At 69.4% G+C, this 20,955-nt stretch carries 27 protein-coding genes; 12 read left to right on the forward strand and 15 right to left on the reverse strand.

Features of this window, described 5'->3' with window-relative positions; translation table 11 throughout:
• Positions 1-5: 5 nt before the first annotated feature.
• Positions 6-1,379, forward strand: a complete 1,374-nt coding sequence (locus DL991_RS40440; RefSeq protein ID WP_125789626.1) for a glutamine synthetase family protein — start codon at positions 6-8, stop codon at positions 1,377-1,379.
• Positions 1,380-1,677: 298 nt separating this feature from the next.
• Here DL991_RS40440 and trpA read toward each other — a convergent pair whose 3' ends face one another.
• The 5 genes from trpA to DL991_RS40470 all read right to left on the reverse strand — a co-directional run bounded on the left by trpA (position 1,678) and on the right by DL991_RS40470 (position 6,824).
• A complete protein-coding gene (trpA, locus tag DL991_RS40450; RefSeq protein WP_125789627.1) occupies positions 1,678-2,469 on the reverse strand; it encodes a tryptophan synthase subunit alpha in 792 nt (263 codons plus the stop codon).
• Positions 2,466-3,695 carry a tryptophan synthase subunit beta gene (gene trpB, locus DL991_RS40455; RefSeq protein ID WP_125789628.1) on the reverse strand — a complete coding sequence of 410 codons (1,230 nt, stop codon included), beginning with the start codon at positions 3,693-3,695 and terminating at the stop codon, positions 2,466-2,468. Before trpB ends, trpA begins: the two co-directional genes overlap by 4 nt.
• Complete coding sequence (gene trpC / locus DL991_RS40460) at positions 3,692-4,501, reverse strand: indole-3-glycerol phosphate synthase TrpC (protein ID WP_020630310.1); 810 nt, start codon at positions 4,499-4,501, stop codon at positions 3,692-3,694. Before trpC ends, trpB begins: the two co-directional genes overlap by 4 nt.
• A gap of 192 nt (positions 4,502-4,693) precedes the next feature.
• Positions 4,694-5,269 carry a Trp biosynthesis-associated membrane protein gene (locus DL991_RS40465; protein WP_125789629.1) on the reverse strand — a complete coding sequence of 192 codons (576 nt, stop codon included), beginning with the start codon at positions 5,267-5,269 and terminating at the stop codon, positions 4,694-4,696.
• Positions 5,262-6,824: an anthranilate synthase component I gene (locus tag DL991_RS40470; protein WP_125789630.1), complete on the reverse strand. Its 1,563-nt coding sequence runs from the start codon at positions 6,822-6,824 to the stop codon at positions 5,262-5,264. Before DL991_RS40470 ends, DL991_RS40465 begins: the two co-directional genes overlap by 8 nt.
• 95 nt (positions 6,825-6,919) lie before the next feature.
• Here DL991_RS40470 and DL991_RS40475 point away from each other — a divergent pair, with 95 nt between their 5' ends.
• Positions 6,920-7,525: a TetR family transcriptional regulator gene (locus DL991_RS40475; RefSeq protein ID WP_125789631.1), complete on the forward strand. Its 606-nt coding sequence runs from the start codon at positions 6,920-6,922 to the stop codon at positions 7,523-7,525.
• A gap of 84 nt (positions 7,526-7,609) precedes the next feature.
• Here the strand turns inward: DL991_RS40475 and DL991_RS40480 are convergent, their stop codons facing one another.
• The 5 genes from DL991_RS40480 to hisF form a co-directional block, all read right to left on the reverse strand.
• Complete coding sequence (locus DL991_RS40480; protein ID WP_125789632.1) at positions 7,610-8,476, reverse strand: hypothetical protein; 867 nt, start codon at positions 8,474-8,476, stop codon at positions 7,610-7,612.
• Positions 8,477-8,587: 111 nt separating this feature from the next.
• A complete protein-coding gene (locus DL991_RS40485; protein ID WP_125789633.1) occupies positions 8,588-8,950 on the reverse strand; it encodes a DUF1304 domain-containing protein in 363 nt (120 codons plus the stop codon).
• A 3-nt stretch (positions 8,951-8,953) separates the two neighbouring features.
• The gene (gene hisI, locus DL991_RS40490) at positions 8,954-9,310 is read right to left on the reverse strand and encodes a phosphoribosyl-AMP cyclohydrolase (RefSeq protein ID WP_125789634.1); all 357 of its coding nucleotides are present in this window, start codon (positions 9,308-9,310) and stop codon (positions 8,954-8,956) included.
• The gene (locus DL991_RS40495) at positions 9,300-9,689 is read right to left on the reverse strand and encodes a hypothetical protein (protein ID WP_125789635.1); all 390 of its coding nucleotides are present in this window, start codon (positions 9,687-9,689) and stop codon (positions 9,300-9,302) included. The genes hisI and DL991_RS40495 overlap by 11 nt, the downstream gene beginning before the upstream one ends.
• Positions 9,686-10,459 (reverse strand): imidazole glycerol phosphate synthase subunit HisF, encoded by a 774-nt coding sequence (gene hisF, locus DL991_RS40500; protein WP_125789636.1) that lies wholly within the window; start codon positions 10,457-10,459, stop codon positions 9,686-9,688. The genes DL991_RS40495 and hisF overlap by 4 nt, the downstream gene beginning before the upstream one ends.
• A 39-nt stretch (positions 10,460-10,498) precedes the next feature.
• Between hisF and DL991_RS40505 the strand changes: the two genes are divergently transcribed.
• Genes DL991_RS40505 through DL991_RS40540 form a run of 8 tightly spaced genes read left to right on the forward strand, consistent with a single transcriptional unit; the run spans position 10,499 to position 16,065 of the window.
• Positions 10,499-11,125 (forward strand): TetR family transcriptional regulator, encoded by a 627-nt coding sequence (locus DL991_RS40505; RefSeq protein WP_125789637.1) that lies wholly within the window; start codon positions 10,499-10,501, stop codon positions 11,123-11,125.
• A gap of 27 nt (positions 11,126-11,152) precedes the next feature.
• On the forward strand, positions 11,153-11,662 hold the full coding sequence (locus tag DL991_RS40510; protein WP_125789638.1) for an RNA polymerase sigma factor: 510 nt from the start codon (positions 11,153-11,155) through the stop codon (positions 11,660-11,662).
• Positions 11,659-12,657, forward strand: a complete 999-nt coding sequence (locus DL991_RS40515) for a hypothetical protein (protein ID WP_125789639.1) — start codon at positions 11,659-11,661, stop codon at positions 12,655-12,657. The genes DL991_RS40510 and DL991_RS40515 overlap by 4 nt, the downstream gene beginning before the upstream one ends.
• 28 nt (positions 12,658-12,685) lie before the next feature.
• Positions 12,686-13,609, forward strand: a complete 924-nt coding sequence (locus DL991_RS40520) for an NADP-dependent oxidoreductase (RefSeq protein ID WP_125789640.1) — start codon at positions 12,686-12,688, stop codon at positions 13,607-13,609.
• On the forward strand, positions 13,606-14,166 hold the full coding sequence (locus tag DL991_RS40525) for a putative glycolipid-binding domain-containing protein (RefSeq protein ID WP_125789641.1): 561 nt from the start codon (positions 13,606-13,608) through the stop codon (positions 14,164-14,166). The genes DL991_RS40520 and DL991_RS40525 overlap by 4 nt, the downstream gene beginning before the upstream one ends.
• A 49-nt stretch (positions 14,167-14,215) precedes the next feature.
• On the forward strand, positions 14,216-14,938 hold the full coding sequence (locus DL991_RS40530) for an ABC transporter ATP-binding protein (RefSeq protein ID WP_125789642.1): 723 nt from the start codon (positions 14,216-14,218) through the stop codon (positions 14,936-14,938).
• The gene (locus tag DL991_RS40535; RefSeq protein ID WP_125789643.1) at positions 14,935-15,669 is read left to right on the forward strand and encodes an ABC transporter permease; all 735 of its coding nucleotides are present in this window, start codon (positions 14,935-14,937) and stop codon (positions 15,667-15,669) included. Before DL991_RS40530 ends, DL991_RS40535 begins: the two co-directional genes overlap by 4 nt.
• Positions 15,670-15,678: 9 nt before the next feature.
• Positions 15,679-16,065, forward strand: a complete 387-nt coding sequence (locus tag DL991_RS40540) for a PPOX class F420-dependent oxidoreductase (protein WP_125789644.1) — start codon at positions 15,679-15,681, stop codon at positions 16,063-16,065.
• A gap of 196 nt (positions 16,066-16,261) precedes the next feature.
• On the opposite strand, the gene DL991_RS40545 is transcribed toward DL991_RS40540, so the two are convergent.
• From DL991_RS40545 to hisH, 3 genes are all read right to left on the reverse strand, one after another.
• A complete protein-coding gene (locus DL991_RS40545) occupies positions 16,262-16,615 on the reverse strand; it encodes a DUF1330 domain-containing protein (protein ID WP_125789645.1) in 354 nt (117 codons plus the stop codon).
• Positions 16,616-16,692: 77 nt separating this feature from the next.
• Positions 16,693-17,430 (reverse strand): bifunctional 1-(5-phosphoribosyl)-5-((5-phosphoribosylamino)methylideneamino)imidazole-4-carboxamide isomerase/phosphoribosylanthranilate isomerase PriA, encoded by a 738-nt coding sequence (priA, locus tag DL991_RS40550; protein WP_007029948.1) that lies wholly within the window; start codon positions 17,428-17,430, stop codon positions 16,693-16,695.
• Between the two features lie 9 nt (positions 17,431-17,439).
• Positions 17,440-18,063 (reverse strand): imidazole glycerol phosphate synthase subunit HisH, encoded by a 624-nt coding sequence (gene hisH / locus DL991_RS40555; RefSeq protein ID WP_125789679.1) that lies wholly within the window; start codon positions 18,061-18,063, stop codon positions 17,440-17,442.
• Positions 18,064-18,198: 135 nt separating this feature from the next.
• Here hisH and DL991_RS40560 point away from each other — a divergent pair, with 135 nt between their 5' ends.
• The gene (locus DL991_RS40560; protein WP_125789646.1) at positions 18,199-18,378 is read left to right on the forward strand and encodes a hypothetical protein; all 180 of its coding nucleotides are present in this window, start codon (positions 18,199-18,201) and stop codon (positions 18,376-18,378) included.
• Between the two features lie 72 nt (positions 18,379-18,450).
• Entirely contained in the window at positions 18,451-19,623 is a 1,173-nt protein-coding gene (locus tag DL991_RS40565; RefSeq protein WP_125789647.1) for an acyl-CoA dehydrogenase family protein, read from the forward strand.
• Between the two features lie 13 nt (positions 19,624-19,636).
• Here DL991_RS40565 and DL991_RS40570 read toward each other — a convergent pair whose 3' ends face one another.
• Together DL991_RS40570 and DL991_RS40575 are read right to left on the reverse strand one after the other, a co-directional pair.
• Positions 19,637-20,053 carry an NUDIX hydrolase gene (locus DL991_RS40570; RefSeq protein ID WP_125789648.1) on the reverse strand — a complete coding sequence of 139 codons (417 nt, stop codon included), beginning with the start codon at positions 20,051-20,053 and terminating at the stop codon, positions 19,637-19,639.
• Between the two features lie 10 nt (positions 20,054-20,063).
• Positions 20,064-20,954, reverse strand: coding sequence for a transketolase family protein (locus DL991_RS40575; protein WP_125789649.1), 891 nt, complete (start codon positions 20,952-20,954; stop codon positions 20,064-20,066).
• Between the last annotated feature and the right edge of the window lies 1 nt (position 20,955).

Here is a 20,955-nt window from a genome sequence, read left to right on the forward strand (position 1 = left end):
GAACCATGGTGAACCGGGAAGCACTGACCGCCCGCGCGACCGCCCTCACCGCGGAGCTCCGGTCGCGAGGTGTCGAACTCGTGGCGCTGACCTTCGTGGACAACGCCGGGATCGCGCGGGTCAAGGCGGTCCCGTTGCGGAAGCTGCCGTCGGCGGCCGCGTGGGGTGTCGGCGCTTCGAAGTCCTTCGACTTCTTCGGCTCGGACGACGTCATCACCGGCGGTGAGCATTCCCTCGGCCCGGTCGGTGACCTGCGGCTGCATCCGGACCTCGACGCGCTGACCGTGCTCGCCGGGCAACCCGGCTGGGCCTGGGCGCCGGTGACGAAACTCGACCAGGAGGGCGAGCCACATCCGCAGGATCCTCGTGCCCTGCTGACGACGGCGGTGGACCGGCTCGCCGCACGCGGGTATCGGGCACGGATGAGTTTCGAGATCGAATGGGTGATCACCGGCGCCGACGCCACGGACGATCCGACGTCGGCCACCGCGGGCCCGGCGTACGGCTACGCGAGGCTTTCCGAGCACGCGGACTATCTCCGCGCCCTGGTGTCCACTTTGGACCAGCAGGGCGCCGGGGTGGAACAGATCCACCCCGAATACGCCGACGGCCAGTTCGAACTGTCCGTCGCCGCGGCCGATCCGGTACGCGCGGCCGACATCGCCGTCCTGACGAAGGAAACGATCCGCGCGCTCAGCCACCGGCACGGGCTGAAGGCGTCCTTCACCCCGAAGTTCGCGCCCGCCGGCGTCGGCAACGGCGGCCACGTGCATCTGAGCGTCTTGGACGGCGCACGGAACCTTTTCTCCGGCGGGGAAAGGGTTTTCGGGCTGACGCCGGTCGCGGAGTCGTTCAGCGCGGGCATCCTGCGGCGGCTGCCCGCGCTGCTCGCGATCGGGGCACCGTCGGTCGTCAGCTATCTGAGGCTGGAGCCGCATCACTGGGCGGGCGTGTACACCGCGTGGGGACTGGAAAACCGGGAGACACCGCTGCGGCTCGTGCGCGGGGTCGCCGGGAACCGGGACTCGGCGGCGAACCTCGAGATCAAATGCTTCGATCTGACCGCGAATCCGTATCTGCTGGCGGCCGCCCTGCTGTTCGCCGGGCTGGCGGGCGTCGACGAGGAGGCGGCACTGCCGGAGCCGGTGGACGTCGATCCGGGAACGCTGACCGAGGCCGAACGCGCCGCGCGCGGGATCGAGCGGCTGCCTCAGCGGTTGGAGGAAGCCGTCATGGCCTTCGAGGCGGACAAGAAGCTGGCGGCCGCGTTCGGCGCGCCGCTCGCGACGACGCTCGTGGACGTGCGGCGGGCGGAGATCGAGCGGTTCGCGCTCGCGACCCCGGAGGAGATCACCTCAGCGCAGCGCTGGCGGCACTGAACCGGGGAACTCCGGTGAGCGGCCGGTCCAGGCGGTCGTGAGTGGCGATTCGGGTTATTGAGGGGTAAGGCAAAGGTGGCGGGTTGCGAAAGCCACTTTCGCAACGTTGAACGTTGCGAAAGTGGCTTTCGCAACGTCGGGCGCGGCAGCGAAGGGGGCCTTCGCGACGCCTGCGGTCCCGAAAGTGGCATTCGCGACACCTGGGTGCCCCACGGCCGCGAGCGAATCCCCGCGACCCGGCACCTTTGCCTCACCCCTCAAGAGAACCCGAATCGCCGCTCACGACGACCGTGAGGACTTAAGCGGGGGTGACGGTCTTCCGTACACCCGCGGCCAGTTCGGCCGAAAGCTCGCGAACCGCGTCCAGTCCGCTCGCGGCGGCGGTCACCAGCGCCGAGCCGACGATGACACCGTCGGCGAAACCGGCGACCTGCGCCGCCTGCTCGCCGGAACGGACGCCGAGCCCGACACCGATCGGCAGGTCCGTATGCGCGCGAGTCCGCGCGACCAGGTCCTCGGCGTGCACGCCGACCTGGTCACGGGCGCCTGTCACGCCCATCACCGCGGTGGCGTACACGAAGCCCGAAGCGGCCTCGACGGTCTTCGCGATCCGCTCCTCCGAGGAGGACGGCGCGACCAGGAAGATGCGGTCCAGCCCATGCTGCTCGGAGGCGGCCATCCACTCGTCGGCCTCGTCCGGGATCAGGTCCGGGGTGATCATGCCGAGCCCGCCCGCGGCGGCGAGGTCCCGCGCGAAGCGGTCGACGCCGTAGCGGTGCACCGGGTTCCAGTACGTCATCACGACGGCCTTGCCGCCGCGCGACGACACCGACTCGACGACCTCGAACAGGTGCTTGAGCTTGAAGCCGCCGGAAAGGGCGCTCACCGACGCGGCCTGGATGGTCGGGCCGTCCATGACCGGGTCCGAGTAGGGCACGCCCACCTCGACCAGGTCGGCACCGCCGTCGACCACCGCGGCCAGCAGGTCCTTCGACCCGTCGACCGTCGGGAAGCCCGCCGGGAGGTACCCGATCAGCGCTCCACGCCCCTCCGCGCGCGTCGCCGCGAAGAGTTCGGACAACCCGCTCATGCGTTCTCCACCAGGCCGAAGTACTTCGCGGCCGTGTCCATGTCCTTGTCGCCACGACCGGACAGGTTCACGATGATCAAGCCCTCGGGGCCGAGTTCGCGGCCGAGCACCAGCGCACCCGCCAGCGCGTGCGCCGACTCGATCGCCGGGATGATGCCCTCGGTGCGCGAAAGCAGCTTGAAGGCGTCCATCGCCTCGGCGTCGGTCACCGGCCGGTACTCGGCGCGGCCGCTGTCCTTGAGCCACGAGTGCTCCGGGCCGACGCCCGGGTAGTCGAGGCCCGCGGAGATCGAGTGCGACTCGACGGTCTGGCCGTCTTCGTCCTGCAGCAGGTACGTCATCGCGCCGTGCAGGCTGCCCGGTGTGCCCTTGGTCAGGGTGGCGCCGTGGCGGTTGCCCTCGATGCCCTCACCGCCGGGCTCGAGGCCGACGAGCCGGACTGCCGGGTCGTCGATGAAGCCGTGGAAGATGCCGATCGCGTTGGATCCGCCGCCGACGCAGGCCGCGACGGCGTCCGGCAGGCGTCCGGCCTGCTCCAGGATCTGGACGCGGGCCTCCTCGCCGATGATCTTGTGGAAGTTCCGCACCATCATCGGGAACGGGTACGGGCCCGCCGCAGTGCCGAACAGGTAATGCGTGGTGTCGGCGTTGGCGACCCAGTCGCGCAGCGCCTCGTTGATCGCGTCCTTGAGCGTGCGCGAACCGGTCTTCACCGGGATGACCTCGGCGCCGAGCAGCTTCATGCGGGCGACGTTCAGCGCCTGCCGCTCGGTGTCGACCTCGCCCATGTAGACGATGCATTCCAGGTCCAGCAGCGCGCAGGCGGTGGCGGTGGCCACGCCGTGCTGACCGGCCCCGGTCTCGGCGATGACCCGCTTCTTGCCCATCCGCTTGGTGAGCAGCGCCTGGCCGAGCACGTTGTTGATCTTGTGCGAACCGGTGTGGTTCAGATCCTCGCGCTTGAGGAAGATCCGGGCGCCGCCGGCGTGCTCACCGAAGCGCTTGGCCTCGGTGAGCAGCGACGGACGACCGGCGTAATCACGCAGCAGACGCCGGAACTCGTTGACGAAGTCCGGGTCGTTCCGCGCCTTGTCGTACTCGGCAGCGACCTCGTCGACGACGCCGATGAGAGCCTCTGGCATGAACCGGCCGCCGTACGGGCCGTAGTAGCCCCGGTCGTCCGGATCGTGCTTGCCGTGGGGTTCTTCGTGGTACTCAGTGGTCATCGAGAAGGCCTCGGGCAGGCAGGGTGCGATCCGGCGGTGACGAGCTTGACCAGCGCGCCCTTCGGGTCGCCCGAAGCGACGAGCCCTTCGCCCACGAGGACGGCGTCGGCGCCGTGACCCGCGTAGGACATCAGGTCACCGGGACCGCGGACACCCGACTCGGCGATCTTGAAGACGTCCATCGGCAGGCCGGGGGCCAGCCGCGAGAAGACGTCACGATCGACCTCGAGGGTGTGCAGGTTGCGGGCGTTGACGCCGATCACCTTCGCGCCGGCTTCGAGGGCCTTGTCGGCCTCTTCGGCGTTGTGGATCTCGACCAGCGCGGTCATCCCGAGGGATTCCACCCGGTCCAGCAACGCGATCAAGGCGTTCTGCTCCAGCGCCGCCACGATCAGCAGGACCATGTCCGCGCCGTGCAGCCGCGCCTCGTGGACCTGGTACGGGCTGACGATGAAGTCCTTGCGCAGCACCGGGATGTCCACCGCCGCGCGGACCGCGTCGAGGTCGGCGAGCGAACCGCCGAACCGCCGCTGCTCGGTCAGCACGCTGATCACCCGGGCGCCGCCGTCGGCGTAGTCCTTCGCCAGCGCGGCCGGATCCGGGATCTCGGCCAGATCGCCCTTGGACGGGCTGCGCCGCTTCACCTCGGCGATGACGCCGATACCGGACTCGCGCAGGGCCGCGAGCACGTCACGTGGGGGCGCGACCTGGGTCGCGCGCTTCTTCAGTTCGTCGAACGGCAGAACCGCCTCGCGCTCGGCGAGATCGGCACGGACGCCGGCGACGATGTCTTCGAGCACGCTCACCGGAGTCCCTCACCGGCCGTCGTACTCACGGATTCCTTCGCAAGGTCGCTCACAAAAACCTTCCCCTTCCCGCCGAAACGATGCTAACCCCCGCACGGATACGGCCTGGTTCCGGGTATGTCCGTTGCTCCGAATGCCAACCGTGTCATCTTTCGCGGCGTAGATCTCGAAAACTCGCGTTTTCCGCGGCCATCACCGGGTCGCGGTGGGATCTTCGCCTTCGGACAGCGCCTCCCACAGCTCGGTCTCCGGATCCTTGGCGGCCTTCTTCTTCGCCCCCGGCGCCGAGTACTTCGCGCCGAGGCGAGGCATCCGGCCCGCGCCCTTGATGGCTGCCAACCCGCCCGCCGTCACGAGAATTCCCCCCAGGATCGCGAGACCGCGGGCTCCCAGCAGCTGGGCGACCGGGAGGCCGTCGGCGAATCCGCTGAAGGAACCGCCCACCACGCCGATCCACACCGCGGCGACACCGGCCACGGCGAGTACCACTCCGAGCACCCGGCGTGGCCAGCCGCCGGTGGCGATCAGCCCCGCCGTGCCGGCGAGCGCCAGCAATGCGAGCGGAATCAGCGCGACCGCACGTTGTGAACCGGTTTCCGTGTACAGCACCGTGCCGCGCACGCCGCCGTCGCGGAACTCCGCGAACCACACGAGCTGCGAAGAACCCCACAGCGCGACCGCGCCCAGCAGCAGGCCCACCACGGCGATCCACAGTGGACGCTTGGCCTTCTTCGACGGCAGAACGGTGCCTTCCGGGGCCTCAGACACGAGTGCTGTCACCCGCCGGGTCGAGTTCGTCCGCGGCGATCATCGTCTGCGCCGCCGCGACGGCCGAGAGCACGGTGCGAGCCTTGTTGAGCGACTCGTTGTCCTCGTAGTCGGCCACCGAATCGGCGACGACTCCCCCGCCCGCCTGGACGTACGCGGTGCCGTCCTTCATCAGCGCGGTACGGATCGCGATCGCGGTGTCGGCATCCCCGGCGAAGTCGAGATACCCGACGACGCCGCCGTAGAGCGCCCTGCGGGTCGGCTCCAGCTCCTCGATCAGCTGCATCGCGCGGACCTTCGGCGCGCCCGAGAGCGTCCCTGCCGGGAAACAGGCGGTGACCGCGTCGAAGGCCGTCTTGTCGTCGAGGAGTTCGCCGGTGACCGTGGAGACGATGTGCATGACGTGGCTGTAGCGCTCGACGTCGAAGAAGTCGACGACGCGCACGGTGCCGGGCTTGCAGACCTTGCCGAGGTCGTTGCGGCCGAGGTCGACGAGCATCAGATGCTCGGCGCGTTCCTTCTCGTCCGCCAGCAGGTCCTTGGCCAGCTGCGCGTCCTCCTCCGGGTCGGCGCCGCGCCAGCGGGTGCCCGCGATCGGATGCGTGGTCGCCCGGCCGTCCCGGACGGTGACCAGCGACTCCGGGCTGGACCCGACGATGTCGAACCCGTCGAGGCGCAGCAGGTACATGTACGGGCTCGGATTGGACGTGCGCAGGACGCGGTAGACGTCGAGCGCGTCGGCCTGGGTCTCGATCTCGAATCGTTGCGACGGCACGATTTGGAACGCTTCGCCCGCCTTGATCGCCTCGACGGCCTTCTCGACGGCCGCGTGGAAGTCCGGCTTGGAGCGGCGGCGCGTGAATTCGGGCGCGGGCCGGTCGAAGACGGCGGCTGTGGCCGGGGCCGCGACGTGCAACTGCTTGGTCATCGCGTTCAAACGCGCGACGGCGTCGTCGTACGCCGCGTCGACACGCTCGGGCGAGTCGTCCCAGTTGACCGCGTTGGCGATCAGCGTGACGGTGCCCTCGTGATGGTCGAAGGCGGCCAGGTCGGTCGCCAGGAGCATGGTGAGCTCGGGGATGTCGAGGTCGCGCTCGGCGAGTTCGGGGAGCCGTTCGAGCCAGCGGACGGCGTCATAGCCGATGTAGCCGACCATGCCGCCGGTGAGCGGCGGCATCCCGGGCAGCTGCTCGGTGTGGAGCGCGGCGACGGTCTCGCGCAGCACGGTGAGCGGGTCGCCTTCGGTCGGCAGGCCGACCGGCGGGGTGCCCGTCCAGACCGCCTTGCCGTCACGCACGGTCAGCGCGGCGGGGCTGTCGACGCCGATGAACGACCATCGGCTCCAGGAAGCGCCGTTCTCCGCCGATTCGAAGAGGAACGTCCCCGGCCGGTCGGCGGCGAGCTTGCGGTAGACCCCGATGGGGGTCTCACCGTCGGCGAGCACGCGGCGGACAACGGGGATGACGCGACGGCCCTCGGCGAGTGCGCGGAACTCGTCGCGCGAAGGGCTGACCGAGCCGAGCCCCGACGGGCTGGCGTTTGCGGCGCTGACCATGCCGCTCATTGTGCTGCAACGGTCGGCGGGTCCGGGACCGGGGGCAAAATTCAAGTATTGTTGAATTTTGCGGCGGGTCCGTTCATGATGACGCCATGGCTGGAGAAGACACTACCGCTCGACGCCGGGGACGGCGGCCCGGCGGACAGGACACCCGCACCGCGCTGATCGAGGCGGCGCGTGTGGTGTTCGGGGAGAGCGGCTTCGACGGCGCGACCGTACGCGCGATCGCGACCCGGGCCGGGGTGGACGCGGCGATGGTCAACCACTGGTTCGGCAGCAAGGAAGGCCTCTTCGGGCAAGCCATCCTGGAGCTCCCCTTCGACCCGCGCGAACTGCTCGCCGAACTGACCGACGGCCCCGACGAGGAGTTCGGGCAGCGGATCGTGCGGACCTTCCTCACCCGATGGGACGGCGCGGGCGGCGACGTGTTCCAGGCCCTCGTCCGCAGCGTCGCCGGACACGAGCAGGCGGCACAGGTGCTGCGCGGGTTCTTCCAGAACTTCTTCACCAAGGTGATCGGCGACATCGGCTCGGGCGACATCGAACTGCGGACGACCCTGTGCGCGTCCCAGCTGGTCGGCATGGGCATGGTCCGGTACGTCGCGAAGTTCGAGCCGATGGCTTCGAGCGAGATCGAGCCGCTGGTGACCGCGATCGCGCCGACGATGCAGCGCTACCTGACCGGGAAGATCGACTGACTCAGTCCGAGCGCGTGCCGGCCGCCGGATCACGCGTGTCGGCCATCCAGTCACGCGTGATCGGAGGCGGAACTCGCGGACCGATCAGTCCGTGTCCGGCTCGATCTCCTTGGCGGGGACGGTGTGGAGCCGGTCCTTGAAGAATCGTCCGCGCGGGAAGATCACGATCATGTCCGTTTCCTCGCCGCCGATGAAGACGGGCACCTTCTCGAGCCCCGTGAATCGGGGCGCGATCCGCAGGGACCGTCGTGTCTGGAGCAGCTTGTAGTCGTGCTCGAGATAGACGTCGATCTTGGGGAACAGCCAGCCGGGCCGCACGGTCGCCGTGGCCTCGCGCAAGCCGGTCTTCAAGGCCGAGCGGTACCGGCTTCGCCAGAGCCAGGCGGCGTACAGGCAAATCGGAATGCCCAAAAAGGCAGAGAAGGACAGCGGCGTCAGCAACTCGAACGGATTGTTGAAGACCACCCGCCCTTCGAACACGACGACCTTCTTGGGATCCCCCGACGCGTAGGCCAATGAGACCTTGTCCCCGATCTTGTACCCGTGCTTCGCCGAGACAGGCATCGCGATCGTGCGCGGCTCCGAACCGGCGGGATAGGTGAGCGTGATCTTGACGCTGTCCGGTTCGGTGTACCCCTCGACCTTTTGTACCGTGCCCTTCACGTGGATGCCGGTATTCGCCAGTTTCACGGACTCCTGCCGTTGCTGGTCGGTACCCATCTGGCAGGCGACGAAGAAAGCCAGCCACAGCACGGTGAACGCCAGCGCGCGCACCTTGAAGTGCGACAGTTTCCCGATCAGGGGGACGGCCACGTCGTCGTGGATCGTCGGCGCGGCGAAGTCTTCGGCGACATCATCGTCCGAAGTGGACCGAGGCCGCCCGGCGACGCGCGGGCGTCTTCTCGGGCGGTCGCCCTTGACCGATCTTCTCTTCCCTGCCCCCGGTTTCATCCGGTGAGAATAGCCGGGAACAGCGGCTTTCCCGGATAACGAGTTCACTGTCGCATCGAGGCAACCGCGGACCTCGGCCGAGCGTGCAAGTGAGCAGGCGCCCCTGAGCCGTCAGCCCGCGGCCAGCACCGCGATCAGCGCCAGCGTGCCAGGGACCACCTGCACGAAGAAGATCTTCTTGCTCGCCGTCGCCGTCCCGTAGAGCCCGGCGACGATCACGCAGGCGAGGCCGAAGATCTTGAACTGCCAGGCGGTGCTGCCGGTCGCGATCAGGCCCCAGATCAGCGCGGCGGCGAGGAAACCGTTGTACAGCCCCTGATTCGCCGCGAGCGCGGAGCTTTCCTTCGCGAACTCCTCGGTGGTGCCGAAGGACGCACGGGCGCGCGGCGTGGTCCACAGGAACATCTCGAGCACGACGATGTACAGGTGGATCAGGGCGACGATGCCGACCAGCACGGTGGCGACGACATTCACGGGCTACTCGCTCTCGTCGGCCAGCAGCAGCCGTTCGTCGGTGTCGAAGCAGGTGTGCGTGCCGGTGTGACAGGCCGGGCCGGTCTGGTCGACGCGCAGGAGGACGGTATCGCCGTCGCAGTCGATCCGCACCTCGCGCACGTGCTGGACGTGGCCGGAGGTCTCGCCCTTGGCCCACAGTTCGTTGCGGCTGCGCGAGTAGTAGGTTCCGCGCCGCGTCGTGAGAGTGCGTTCCAGCGCCTCGTCGTTCATCCACGCCATCATCAGCACGTCCGATGTGGAGTGTTCGACGACGACGGCGGCGATCAGCCCGTCGGCGTTGCGCTTCAAGCGGTCGGAGAGGGCGGGGTCAAGCGTCATTCGTGGCTCCGAGAAGGTGCCGTTTCACCGGCATCGAGTTGAGCAGGACCGCCGAGTAGACGTAACCGGCGAAGAGGATCCCGGACACTATCTTCACCCAGGAGAGCTCCGCCGCCAGCATGGAAAGCGCGTGCAGCAACGCGAACAGGAAGCTGACGCCGAAACCGGCGAACCGCGCCGAAGACATCCTCAGCACGAGCCCCGCCACGACGAGCCCGCCGAGGACCAGCGACGTCCCCGGCAGCAGGAACGTCCGCGCGGACGAGTACGGCGCGAACATGAGGATCCCGGCCATCGCGAGGTAGGCGAGAGCGAGCCCGATCAGCAGCGCGCAGACGACCTTGACCTCGGTGGCGGCCTTCCACTTGGTCGGCATCACCGGACCACGACTCCCCCGGCGCGCAGCGCGCCCTTGACCTCGCCGATCTTCAACTGTCCGAAGTGGAACACGCTGGCCGCGAGCACCGCGTCCGCACCGGCCTCGACGGCGGGCAGGAAGTGCTCGAGCGCGCCGGCGCCGCCGCTGGCGATCACCGGGACGCGGACCGCGCGGCGCACCTGGCGCAGGAGTTCGAGATCGAAACCGTTCTTGGTGCCGTCGGCGTCCATCGAGTTGAGCAGGATCTCGCCGACGCCCAGTTCTTCCCCGCGCGCGGCCCACTCGACGGCGTCGATCCCGGTGCCGCGGCGCCCGCCGTGCGTGGTCACCTCGAACCCGGACGGTGTCGGCTCGGTGCCCTCGGGCACCCGGCGCGCGTCCACCGACAGCACGACGCACTGCGCGCCGAACCGGCGGGACGCCTCGCGCAGGAACTCCGGCCGCGCGATGGCGGCGGTGTTGATGCTCACCTTGTCCGCGCCGGTGCGCAGCAGCCGGTTGACGTCGTCGTTCGTGCGCACGCCGCCACCGACGGTGAGCGGGATGAACACCTGCTCCGCGGTCCGGCGGACGACGTCGAAGGTGGTCTCACGGTCCCCGGAGGACGCCGTGACGTCGAGGAACGTGAGCTCGTCCGCGCCCTCGGCGTCGTACAGACGGGCGAGTTCGACGGGGTCGCCGGCGTCGCGCAGGTCGGCGAAGTTGACGCCCTTCACCACACGGCCCGCGTCGACGTCGAGACACGGGATGACCCTGACTGCGACTGACATGGGGACAAGCGTAGTCAAGAGCCGTTCTAAGCTCGCGGGATGGCACAAGCGGGGCGGCGGCCGGGACAGACCGAGACGCGGGAGGAGATCCTCGACGCGGCACGGCGCAGGTTCGCCGAACTGGGCTACGACGGGGCGACCGTCCGCGGCATCGCGGCCGACGCCGGGGTCAACGCGGCGCTGCTGCACCACTTCTTCGGTACCAAGCAACGGCTCTTCGCCGCGTCGATGAACCTGCCGGTCGACCCCGGCGAACTGGTCCCCCGGATCCTCGACGGCCCCGAAGACGAGATCGGTGAGCGTCTCGTCCGCGCGTTCCTCGGCCTCTGGCAGGCGCCGGAGGGCCGCGCGCCGTTCCTGGCGATGATCCGGTCCGCGACCACCAACGAACAGGTCGCGACCATGATGCGGCAGTTCCTGGAGCGGGCGGTGCTCGCGCGGGTCGCCGAGGCGCGCGGCGTGCCGAAAGTCCGGGTCGCCGGGATTGCCTCGCAGATGATCGGCTTCGCGCTGCTGCGTTACGTCATCGGGCTCCCGCCGCTGGTCGCCGCGTCGGAGGATGAGGTCGTCGCGATGCTGGCGCCGGTCGCGCAGTACTACCTGACCCCCGGCGCCGAGAAAGTTCGGCCCCCGATGCATCAGCCAGGTGGTCTCGCGCGTCACTAGAGGGAGACCACCGGCTGAGGGGGACACGTGCCTGCGACCTTCGACGAGTTCGTCGCGGATCGCCTGGACGGGCTCCTGCGCTACGCGACCGTCCTGACCGACGATCCGTACCTGGCGCAGGACATCGTGCAGGAGGTACTGCTGCGCGCCCAGCAACGCTGGCCGAAGATCGACTCGCCGCCGACGTACGTCCGCCGGATGGTGACCAACGAGTACCTCTCGTGGCGGAGGCGGCTGGCGGTCCGCCGGGTGGTGCCGTCGTCACCCGAGGTCCTCGACCTCGTCAGCCCGCCGGTCTCCGATCACGCCGTCGTGTACGACGAACGCGACGCGATGCTGGACAGGCTCGCGAAGCTCCCGCGCAAACAACGCGCCGCGATCGTGCTCCGCTACTACGAGAACTATTCCGACGAGGAGATCGGCGCGGTACTCCGCTGCACGACGTCGACCGTGCGCAGCCAGATTTCGCGCGCGCTCGCGACACTGCGGGAAACCGGTCCGTCCTCGTCCGTTCAGCCCACGGGAGCCCGCAAATGACCCGACTGAGTGAAGAACGCACCGAAGATCTGGTCCGGGAGAGCCTCGAACAGCTGGCGGCGCGGGCGCCCGACGGGGCCGAGATCCGCGAGGTGCTGGCCCAACGGCCGCGAAGCAGGCCGAAGATGGCCTTGGCACTGGTCGCGGCCGCGGTCGCGATCATCGCGCTCGGCGTGCCGTTGAGCCTGCGGGCCTACACCGCGGTCACACCCGCCTCGCCGCGCGACGCGGACTGGTCGGTGCTGCCGTACAGACCGGGTTGGCTGCCCGGCGGTTTCACGGAGATGAGCCGCTCCGCGAAGCCCTATCCCGCGCCTCAGACCAGGATGTGGAACGGCGGCGAGGCAGGCCAGATCAAGCTGACCACCACTCCGCTGGACGAGCGGCGCGGGCCGTGGACGATCGCCCCCGCCCCGAACCAGATCATCGTGCACGGCCGGGTCGGCATGGTCTCGGAGGTCGACGGCGACGCGACGATGCTGACCTGGTCACCCGACAACGCGTACGTGCTGAACCTGACCCTGCACGATGTGCGGGACGCGCGCGGCGTGGGTCAGCGGATCGCGGACGAGATGGTCAGGGACGGCCGTGCCCGGGTGTCGGGCGAACTGCGGTTCGGCAGGTTGCCCGCCGATCTGGAGCTGTCCGGGGTGAACCTGCCCATGATGGTCGACGGTGGCATCACCGAACTCGAAGCCACCCGTGCCGGGCAGCCCACCGCTCCGGCGATCGTCACGGCGAGGCTCGGCGGCGAACGACCGGACGTGGGCGACGCCGCGCCAGTGCCGCTCAAGATCCGGGGCCTCGACGGTTTCGCCCTCCCCGCGCGGAACGGGCGGCTCGAGCAACTGGACGAAACGGTTGCCCTCCAGGTCGAAGGCGGGCGCTGGCTCACCGTGTCGGGCAAACGGGACCGGGCCACGCTGGCCGACATCGCCGAGGGCCTGCAGATCATCCCCGGCGACTACAGCTGGTTCGGGAAGCCGCCGGAATAGTGACGGGCGGGCGGCGGTTGTCGACGGCATGACGGACACCTACCGCTCCATCGCGTTCACCGAATACGGCGACTCCGGGGTCCTGCGCGTCCTCGAACGTGAGCTTCCCGAACCCGGCCCCGGCCAGGTCAGGGTCGCCGTCCGGGCCGCGGGCGTGAACCCGATGGACTGGAAGATCCGGTCAGGGCTGATGGCCGAGCTGTATCCCGCGAAGTTCCCCGCCGTCCCCGGCGGGGACATCTCGGGCGTGATCGACGCGGTCGGCGAGGGGGTTTCCGATTTCGCGGCTGGTGACGAGGTCCTCGGCAGGGGTATCGGCGGGTATGCGGAGTACGTCCTCGCGGATCCGGCGGGCCTGACCCGCAAGCCGGAGGCGCTGTCCTGGGAACTCGCCGCGGCGTTGCCCGTGGTCGTCGGCACCGCTTATCGCGCCCTCAACCTGCTGGATCTCCAGGAGGGCGAGACGCTGCTCATCGACGGCGCGGCGGGCGGTGTCGGCACCATCGCCGTCCAGCTCGCGGTCGCGCGCGGGCTCACTGTCGTCGGCACCGCGAGCGAAGCGAACCACGACTACCTGCGTTCGCTGGGCGCCGTCCCGGTGCAGTACGGCGAAGGGCTCGCAGAACGCGTACGCGACGTCGCGCCACAGGGCATCGACGCGTCCCTCGACGCCTCCGGACGCGGCTCGCTCGCCACCCTCGTCGAACTGACCGGCGGCCCGAAGCGCGTCGTCACCATCGCCGCGCCGGACGCGGCCGACCACGGCGTCCGCTTCACCTCCGGTTCCCCTGCCGAGCAGGTCCCCGGCGCGCTGGACGAAGGGGCAGCGCTGGCCGCCGAAGGCAAGCTCGACCTGCCGATCGCCAGGGTCTACCCGCTCGCCGAAGCGGCCGCGGCCCAGGACGAGAGCGAAGCGGGGCACGTCCGGGGCAAGCTCGTCCTGGTGCCGTGAGCCTTCCCGCGGCGGCGAGCTGGCTGCACCGGGATTCGAGGACCGGCTTCGAGGTCTCGTTCTTCCAGGGACACGAAGGCGGCTGGAGAATCGGCGGGGCGACGACGGCGGTCGAGGACGGGAAGTCCTGGTTCGTCGAGTACTCGATCGCCGTCGACGCCGCTTGGCACACCCGGCGAGCCGAGATCTCGGGCCGGTCGGCGACCGGCAGCCGGCGCACGGTGCTCGAATCCGGCGGCGACGGGCGATGGCGGGTGGACGGCGTCCCGGACCCACGTCTCGACGGCTGTTTCGACGTGGACCTCGAGTCCTCGTCGATGACGAACACGCTGCCGGTGCACCGGCTCGGCCTCGCGCCGCACGCCGCCGCCGAGGCACCCGCCGTGTACGTCCGGGCGGACGACCTCGCCGTGGAACGGCTCGAACAGCGCTACGAGCGGATCGCCGACCGCGAATTCGCCTATACGGCACCGGTTTTCGATTTCTCCTGCGTACTGCGCTACGACGAACACCTGCTCGTCGTCGACTACCCGGGCATCGCCGTCAGGCAGTCCTGAAACACGCGCCCCTTGACTCGCGCTTCTCAACGGGCGCAGAATTAAACACATGGCTAATTCAGCGATCTCCGTGACGGGACTGAGGGTCGTCCGCGGCGGCCGCGAGGTCGTCAAGGACATCGCGTTCCAGACGCCGCGTGGCCGCATCACCGGCTTACTGGGGCCGAGCGGCTGCGGCAAGACGACGCTGATGCGTTCGATCGTCGGCGTGCAGATCGTCGACGGCGGCGAGGTCACCGTGCTCGGCCATCCCGCGGGCAGCCCGCCGCTACGGCGGCTCATCGGCTACGCCACCCAGAACCCGGCCATCTACGCCGACCTCACCATCGCGGAAGCGTTGCGCTACTTCGCATCCGTCCTTCGCGCGCCGATGTCCGATGTGGACAGGGTGATCGCCGAAGTCGGACTGGCCGACCACGCGGGCAAGCTGGTCGGCTCACTGTCGGGCGGCCAGCACAACCGCGCCAACCTCGCCGTCGCACTGCTCGGGAAACCCGAACTGCTCGTCCTCGACGAACCCACCGTCGGCCTCGATCCCGTGCTCCGCGACGAACTCTGGGCGCTCTTCCGCCGTCTCGCCGACGGCGGGGCGACACTGCTCGTGTCCAGCCACGTCATGGACGAGGCGGCGCGATGCGACCGTCTGCTGCTCATGCGCGAAGGCCGGATCCTCGCCGACGACACCCCGGCCGGCCTGCGCGAACGCACCAGGACGACCGATCTGGAGCAGGCGTTCCTGCGGCTCGTCCGGGAGACGGAGATGACCTCGTGAGCCCCACGCTGACGCTCGCCACGGCCCGCCGCATCCTCCTGCAGCTACGGCACGATCCGCGCACCGTCGCGATGTTGATCGTCGTCCCGTCGCTGCTGATGGTGCTGCTTCGGTTCGTCTTCAACTCCGAAGCGGTGTTCAGTCGCGTCGCCCCGGCGCTGCTCGGCGTCTTCCCGTTCCTGATCATGTTCCTGATCACCTCGATCACCACCCTGCGCGAGCGCACCACGGCCACCCTGGAACGGCTGATGACTCTGCCGATCGGCAGGCTGGACCTGCTTTTCGGCTACGCGATCGCGTTCGGTTCGATCGCGATCGTCCAAGTCGGCCTCGCGGCCGGGATCTCGCTCGCCTGGCTGGGCCTCGACATCGCGGGGTCGATCGGGATGCTGCTGCTCATCGCCGTCCTCGACGCGCTCCTCGGGATGGCGCTCGGCCTGTTCGTGAGCGCGTTCGCGCGGACGGAATTCCAGGCGGTGCAGTTCATGCCGCTGTTCGTCCTGCCGCAGATCCTGCTGTGCGGACTGTTCGTGCCGCGCGGCCAGATGGGCTGGCTGCTGAACTGGCTCTCGGACGTCATGCCGCTTTCGTACGCCGTCGAAGCGCTGACGCGGGTCACCACCTCGGGCACCGTGGACGCGACGCTGATCCGGAACCTGATCATCGTCGGGGCGTGCGCCCTGGCCGCGCTGGTCCTCGGCGCGGCGACGTTGCGACGCCGGACGCCCTAGACTTCCCTCATGGGATCGGAGTTCGAGCGGATCGCCGCCGAGAAGTACGTCGTCCTGACCACCTTCCGCAAGAACGGCACCCCGGTGCCGACCCCGGTCTGGGCGGCGGGCGACAGCGGCGAACTGGTGCTCTGGTCCGAGCGGAAAGCGGGCAAGGTCAAGCGCATCCGCAACAGTGGCCGCGTCGAGATCCAGGCCTGCGACTTCCGCGGCAACAACACCCACGGCGACATCGTCCCGGGCGAGGCGCGGCTGCTGGACCTCGGCGGAACCGAACGCGTACGCAAGGTGATCGCACGCAAGTACGGGATCACCGGGCGGGTGACGATGTTCTTCAGCAGGCTGCGGGGGCCGAAGGACCGGACCGTGGGAATCGCGATCAAGCTGGCGGAATGACCTCGGTTTCGTGAGTGGTTAAGGACGGCTCCTTCGGTCTTTCGATGGGCCTGGCGTCGAGCTCTTGTGTCGTGAAGGGCCCCTTTGAGACCTTCAACGCCTCAAAGGGGCCCTTCACGTACTTGGGGAAGGTGTGAAGGTCGAGTTTCCTCGGCTGAGCCGAGGGAAGGGGGCCTTCACGCGGCATCGTTGTGGCTCACGAGGCCTGCGCCTGCAACGCCCGCAGTCCCGCCGCCATCGCCGCCGAGTCGTGGTCCGGTCCGCACCCCTCCACCAGGATCAGGTCGCCGGGGATGTGGTCCGCGCGCAGGTGCAGGATCTCCCGGTACGCGGGCGAGTCGTACCACTCCCGAGCGGCGTCGAGGCTCGGGAACTCGATCATCACCAACGCCCCGGGCCACTCCCCCTCGACGACCTGCACCTCGGCTCCGTGCACGAGGAACCGGCCGCCGAAAGGATCGAGCGTCGCCTGGATCCGTTCCATGTACTCGAAGACCTCTTCGGCCAGGACGGCGGCGGGGCGCAGGTGGGCGAGTCCGTAGGCGGTCATGATTCCTCCAGGTTTGGTGTCTTGGAAGGAATCCTGACCGAACGAGCGCGTGGCGTCGATTACCCGGGAGGTAAAGCTCAGAACTCCGCGACGGCGGCGAGCGCCTCGGGCAGCGTGAACGCGCCGGCGTAGAGCGCCTTGCCGACGATGGAGCCCTCGACACCGTCGCGGGCCAGCGCGGCCAGCGCGCGGAGATCGTCCACACTGGACACGCCGCCGGAGGCGATGACCGGCGCGTCGGTGCGGGCGGCGACTTCGCGGAGCAGGTCGATGTTCGGGCCCTGGAGGGTGCCGTCCTTGCTCACGTCGGTGACGACGTAGCGCTGCGCGCCGTCGCGGTCGAGCCGGTCGAGGACCTCCCAGAGGTCGCCGCCGTCCTGCGTCCAGCCGCGGGCGGACAGCCGGTGCCCGGCCTCGGTGATCCGCACGTCCAGCCCGATGGCGACGCGGTCGCCGTACGAGGAGACGACCTTCGCGGTCCACTCCGGGTCCTCGAGCGCCGCGGTGCCGAGGTTGACCCGGCGGGCGCCGGTGGCCAGCGCGGCCTCCAGCGAGGCGTCGTCGCGGATGCCCCCGGACAGCTCCACCTGGACGTCCAGCTTCGCCACGACGTCGGCGAGCAGTTCACGGTTGGAGCCCTTGCCGAAGGCGGCGTCGAGATCCACCAGATGGATCCACTCCGCACCGTCACGCTGCCAGGCGAGCGCCGCCTCCAGCGGGCTGCCATAGGAGGTTTCGGTGCCGGCCTCGCCCTGGACGAGTCGCACGGCCTGGCCATCGGCCACATCAACGGCGGGAAGGAGCGTGAAAGTCACGCGCCCACTCTAAGCGAGGGCGTTCAGCCAGTTGCGCAGCAGGTGCGCCCCGGCGTCCCCGGACTTCTCCGGGTGGAACTGCGTGGCCCACAGCGGCCCGTTCTCGACCGCGGCGACGAAGTCCTGACCGTGGTTCGCCCAGGTCACCTTGGGTTGCTGCCCGGCGAGGCCGGAGTCCAGTTCCCAGGTCCGCGCGGCGTAGGAGTGCACGAAGTAGAAGCGCGTGTCCGCGTCGAGACCGGCGAACAGTTGCGAGTCCTCCGGGGCGCGGACGGTGTTCCAGCCCATATGCGGCAGGACGTCGGCCTCCAGTTTGTCGACCGTGCCCGGCCACTCACCGGCACCCTCGGCCTCGACGCCGTGTTCGACCCCGCGTTCGAACAGGATCTGCATGCCGACGCAGATGCCCAGCACCGGACGGCCGCCGGCGAGGCGCTTGCCGATGATCTTCTCCCCCGACACCGAGCGAAGCCCCTCCATGCAGGCGGAGAAGGCGCCGACACCGGGAACGACCAGGCCGTCGGCCTCGAGCGCGGCATGGGGGTCGGCGGTGACCTCGACGTCGGCGCCGGCGCGCTGGACAGCGCGTTCGGCGGACCGGAGGTTGCCGGACCCGTAGTCCAGGATCACCACGCGAGGATTAGCCACCCGTCCAGGTTAGCGGACCGGTTTTTCCGCGGATTCCCCGTTTCGACCTTCACTCTTCTGGGTAATAGCGACTCCGAGTGAAGGGTCGGCGCTGGACCGCCCTGCACGGATGGAGGAACGATGCAGGACGCCGACGACCTGACCTGCCTGCTTCGCGCTTGGCGCGAAGACATCGAAAGTGTGCCTTTTCCTACCTTCGCGGAGCTGCTGATCCCGGCGCAGAAGCGGCGCTCCGCCCCCACCCGGACGGTCACCGCATCGGTTCAGGTGACGAAGACCACCGGATGGCGGGATCGCTGACACTCGACTCCGGTCAGGTGTGTGGTTTTCTTTTTGAGAAGACGCCCCACCGAGCCGACCAGGAGTGACCGCATGAGCAGCAGCCCGGATCCGCGCGACTTCCTCGATCTCGACGCCGAGCTCTCCGCCGAGGACCGGGCCATGCGTGACGCCGTGCGCGCCTACGCGCAGGACCAGCTCTTGCCGAACGTCGCCGAGTGGTACGAGACGGGCGCCCTGCCCGCCGCCGACCTCGCCAAGGGATTCGGGCAGCTCGGGCTGCTCGGCATGCATCTGGAGGGTTACGGCTGCGCCGGGACCAGCGCCGTCGCCTACGGCATCGCCTGCCGCGAACTGGAGGCCGTCGACTCCGGGCTGCGCAGCTTCGTCTCGGTGCAGGGTTCGCTGGCGATGTACGCGATCCACAAATGGGGCACCGAGGAGCACAGGCGGGAATGGCTGCCGCGGATGGCCGCGGGCGAGGCGCTCGGCTGCTTCGGCCTGACCGAGCCGGACGCGGGCAGCGACCCCGGCAGCATGCGGACGCGCGCCGTGCGCGACGGCTCGGACTGGGTGCTGAGCGGTACGAAGATGTGGATCACCAACGGGACCGTGGCCGACGTCGCGGCCGTCTGGGCGCAGACCGACGAAGGCGTGCGCGGTTTCGTCGTCCCCACGGACACGCCGGGCTTCACCGCGAACGAGGTCAAGCACAAGCTGTCGTTGCGGGCCTCGCTGACCGCGGAGCTCGTGCTCGACGGCGTCCGCCTGCCGGAGTCGGCGGCGTTCCCCGAGGTCCGAGGGCTGCGCGGGCCGCTGTCCTGTCTGAACGAAGCCCGCTACGGGATCCTGTTCGGTGTCGTCGGCGCCGCTCGTTCCTGCTACGAATCCGCGCTGGAGTACACGCTGAGCCGGGAACAGTTCGGCAAGCCGCTGGCCGGGTTCCAGCTCACCCAGCGCAAGCTCGCCGACCTCGTCGTCGAGGTCAACCGCGCCGGACTGGTCGCGCTGCGGATCGGGCGGCTCAAGGACGCCGGCACGCTGCACCACAACCACGTCAGCTTCGGCAAGCTCGCCAACGTCCGCTCCGCCTTGGAGGTCGCGAGGACCGCCCGCGCCATGCTTGGCGCCAACGGGATCTCGCTGGAGTACCCGGTGATGCGGCATATGTCGAACCTCGAAACCGTGCTGACCTACGAGGGCACCGAAGAGATGCACGCGCTCTCGCTCGGCCAGTCGGTCACCGGGCTCGCCGCCTTCCGCTGACCTCCGCGCCTGTTCAGAGGAGTTCCGCGAGTCCGGCCGGGTACAGGATCGCCTTGCCGCTCGCCACGTCGGCCATCGGCAGCCAGTGCACGCGCGCGCCGTCGTCGAGCACCACGCCGACTTCGTCGCGCTCGTAGAACGCCTTGTCCGTCAGGTCGGCGGTGAACAGGAACACGATCTCGTGCCCTGGCCTGCCTTCGTAGACGTGCACGTTCTCCAGCACGGCGATCTGCTCGACCGAGGTCAGCTCCGCCGCGAGTTCCTCCTGGAATTCGCGGTGCAGCGCCTCGGCGGCGGTCTCCCCGAACTCGATCCCGCCGCCGAGCGGGCGGTGGTAGGTCTCGCCTTTGGCGTGGTCGCGGCCTTCGAACACGAGAAGGTCTTCGCCGCGGCGGATCACCCCGAGCGCGAGCGCGCGGATCTTCGTCATCCTGCTGACGCTAGCGGAGGAATTCCTTGACGGACAAGGTGATCGAGCCGGCATCGAGGCCGTGCGCGAGGTCGTGATCGGCCATTTCGCCGTAGATCCGCACCTCCGCGTCGCGCCGGACGCCGAGTGAGAGCAGCCGATGCGGCGTTTCGGGCAAAGCGTCCGACACCGCGTGCGCCGATGTCCCCGCGAGGTACGGCTCGATCAGCACGATGTCGGTGCTCCCCGTGGCCTCGACGGCCGAGCGCAGCCCGGCGGCGTCGAACGGCCGGACGGTCGAGGTGTAGAGCACGGTCAGGTCGAGATCGGCGGTCGCTTCCAGTGCCCTGTCGAGCATCGGCCCGACGGCCACCACCACACCCCGGCCGCCTTCCCTCAGTGTTCGCATGCCCGCGCCCAGATGCGGTTTCTCGTTCTCCTGCGCGGAAAGCCGCAGGTACACCCGCCCGTTGCCGGGGATGGACTCGAGCAGCAGCCGCCGGGCTTCCTCGGGATGCCCCGGCACGTGCACGGTCCAGCCAGGCAGCGTGTCGATGAGGGCGACGTCGCCGGGCGCCTGATGCGTCCGCCCGGCGGTCGGCATGTCGTAGGACGCGCCCGAGGACACCAGCACGGCGCCGACGTCCTGATGCCCGAGGTCCAGTTTGACCTGTTCGAACGCCCGCTCGACGAGGAAGGACGAGAAGGTGTGGACGATCGGGCGCATCCCGGCCAGCGCCAGCCCGCCCGCGGTGCTCATCATCAGCTGTTCGCGGATGCCGACGTTGAGCACCCGGTCGGGATGTTTCCGGGCGGCGAAGGCGAGTTGCGCCGCGGAGATGTCGGCGAGCACGACGGCGACGTTCGGATCGGTGTCGAGGACCTCGGCGGTGGCGTGGAGGAACGTTTCGCGCATGTCCACG

The sequence above is a fragment of the Amycolatopsis sp. WAC 01375 genome, from assembly GCF_003947325.1.
GTDB lineage: Bacteria > Actinomycetota > Actinomycetes > Mycobacteriales > Pseudonocardiaceae > Amycolatopsis.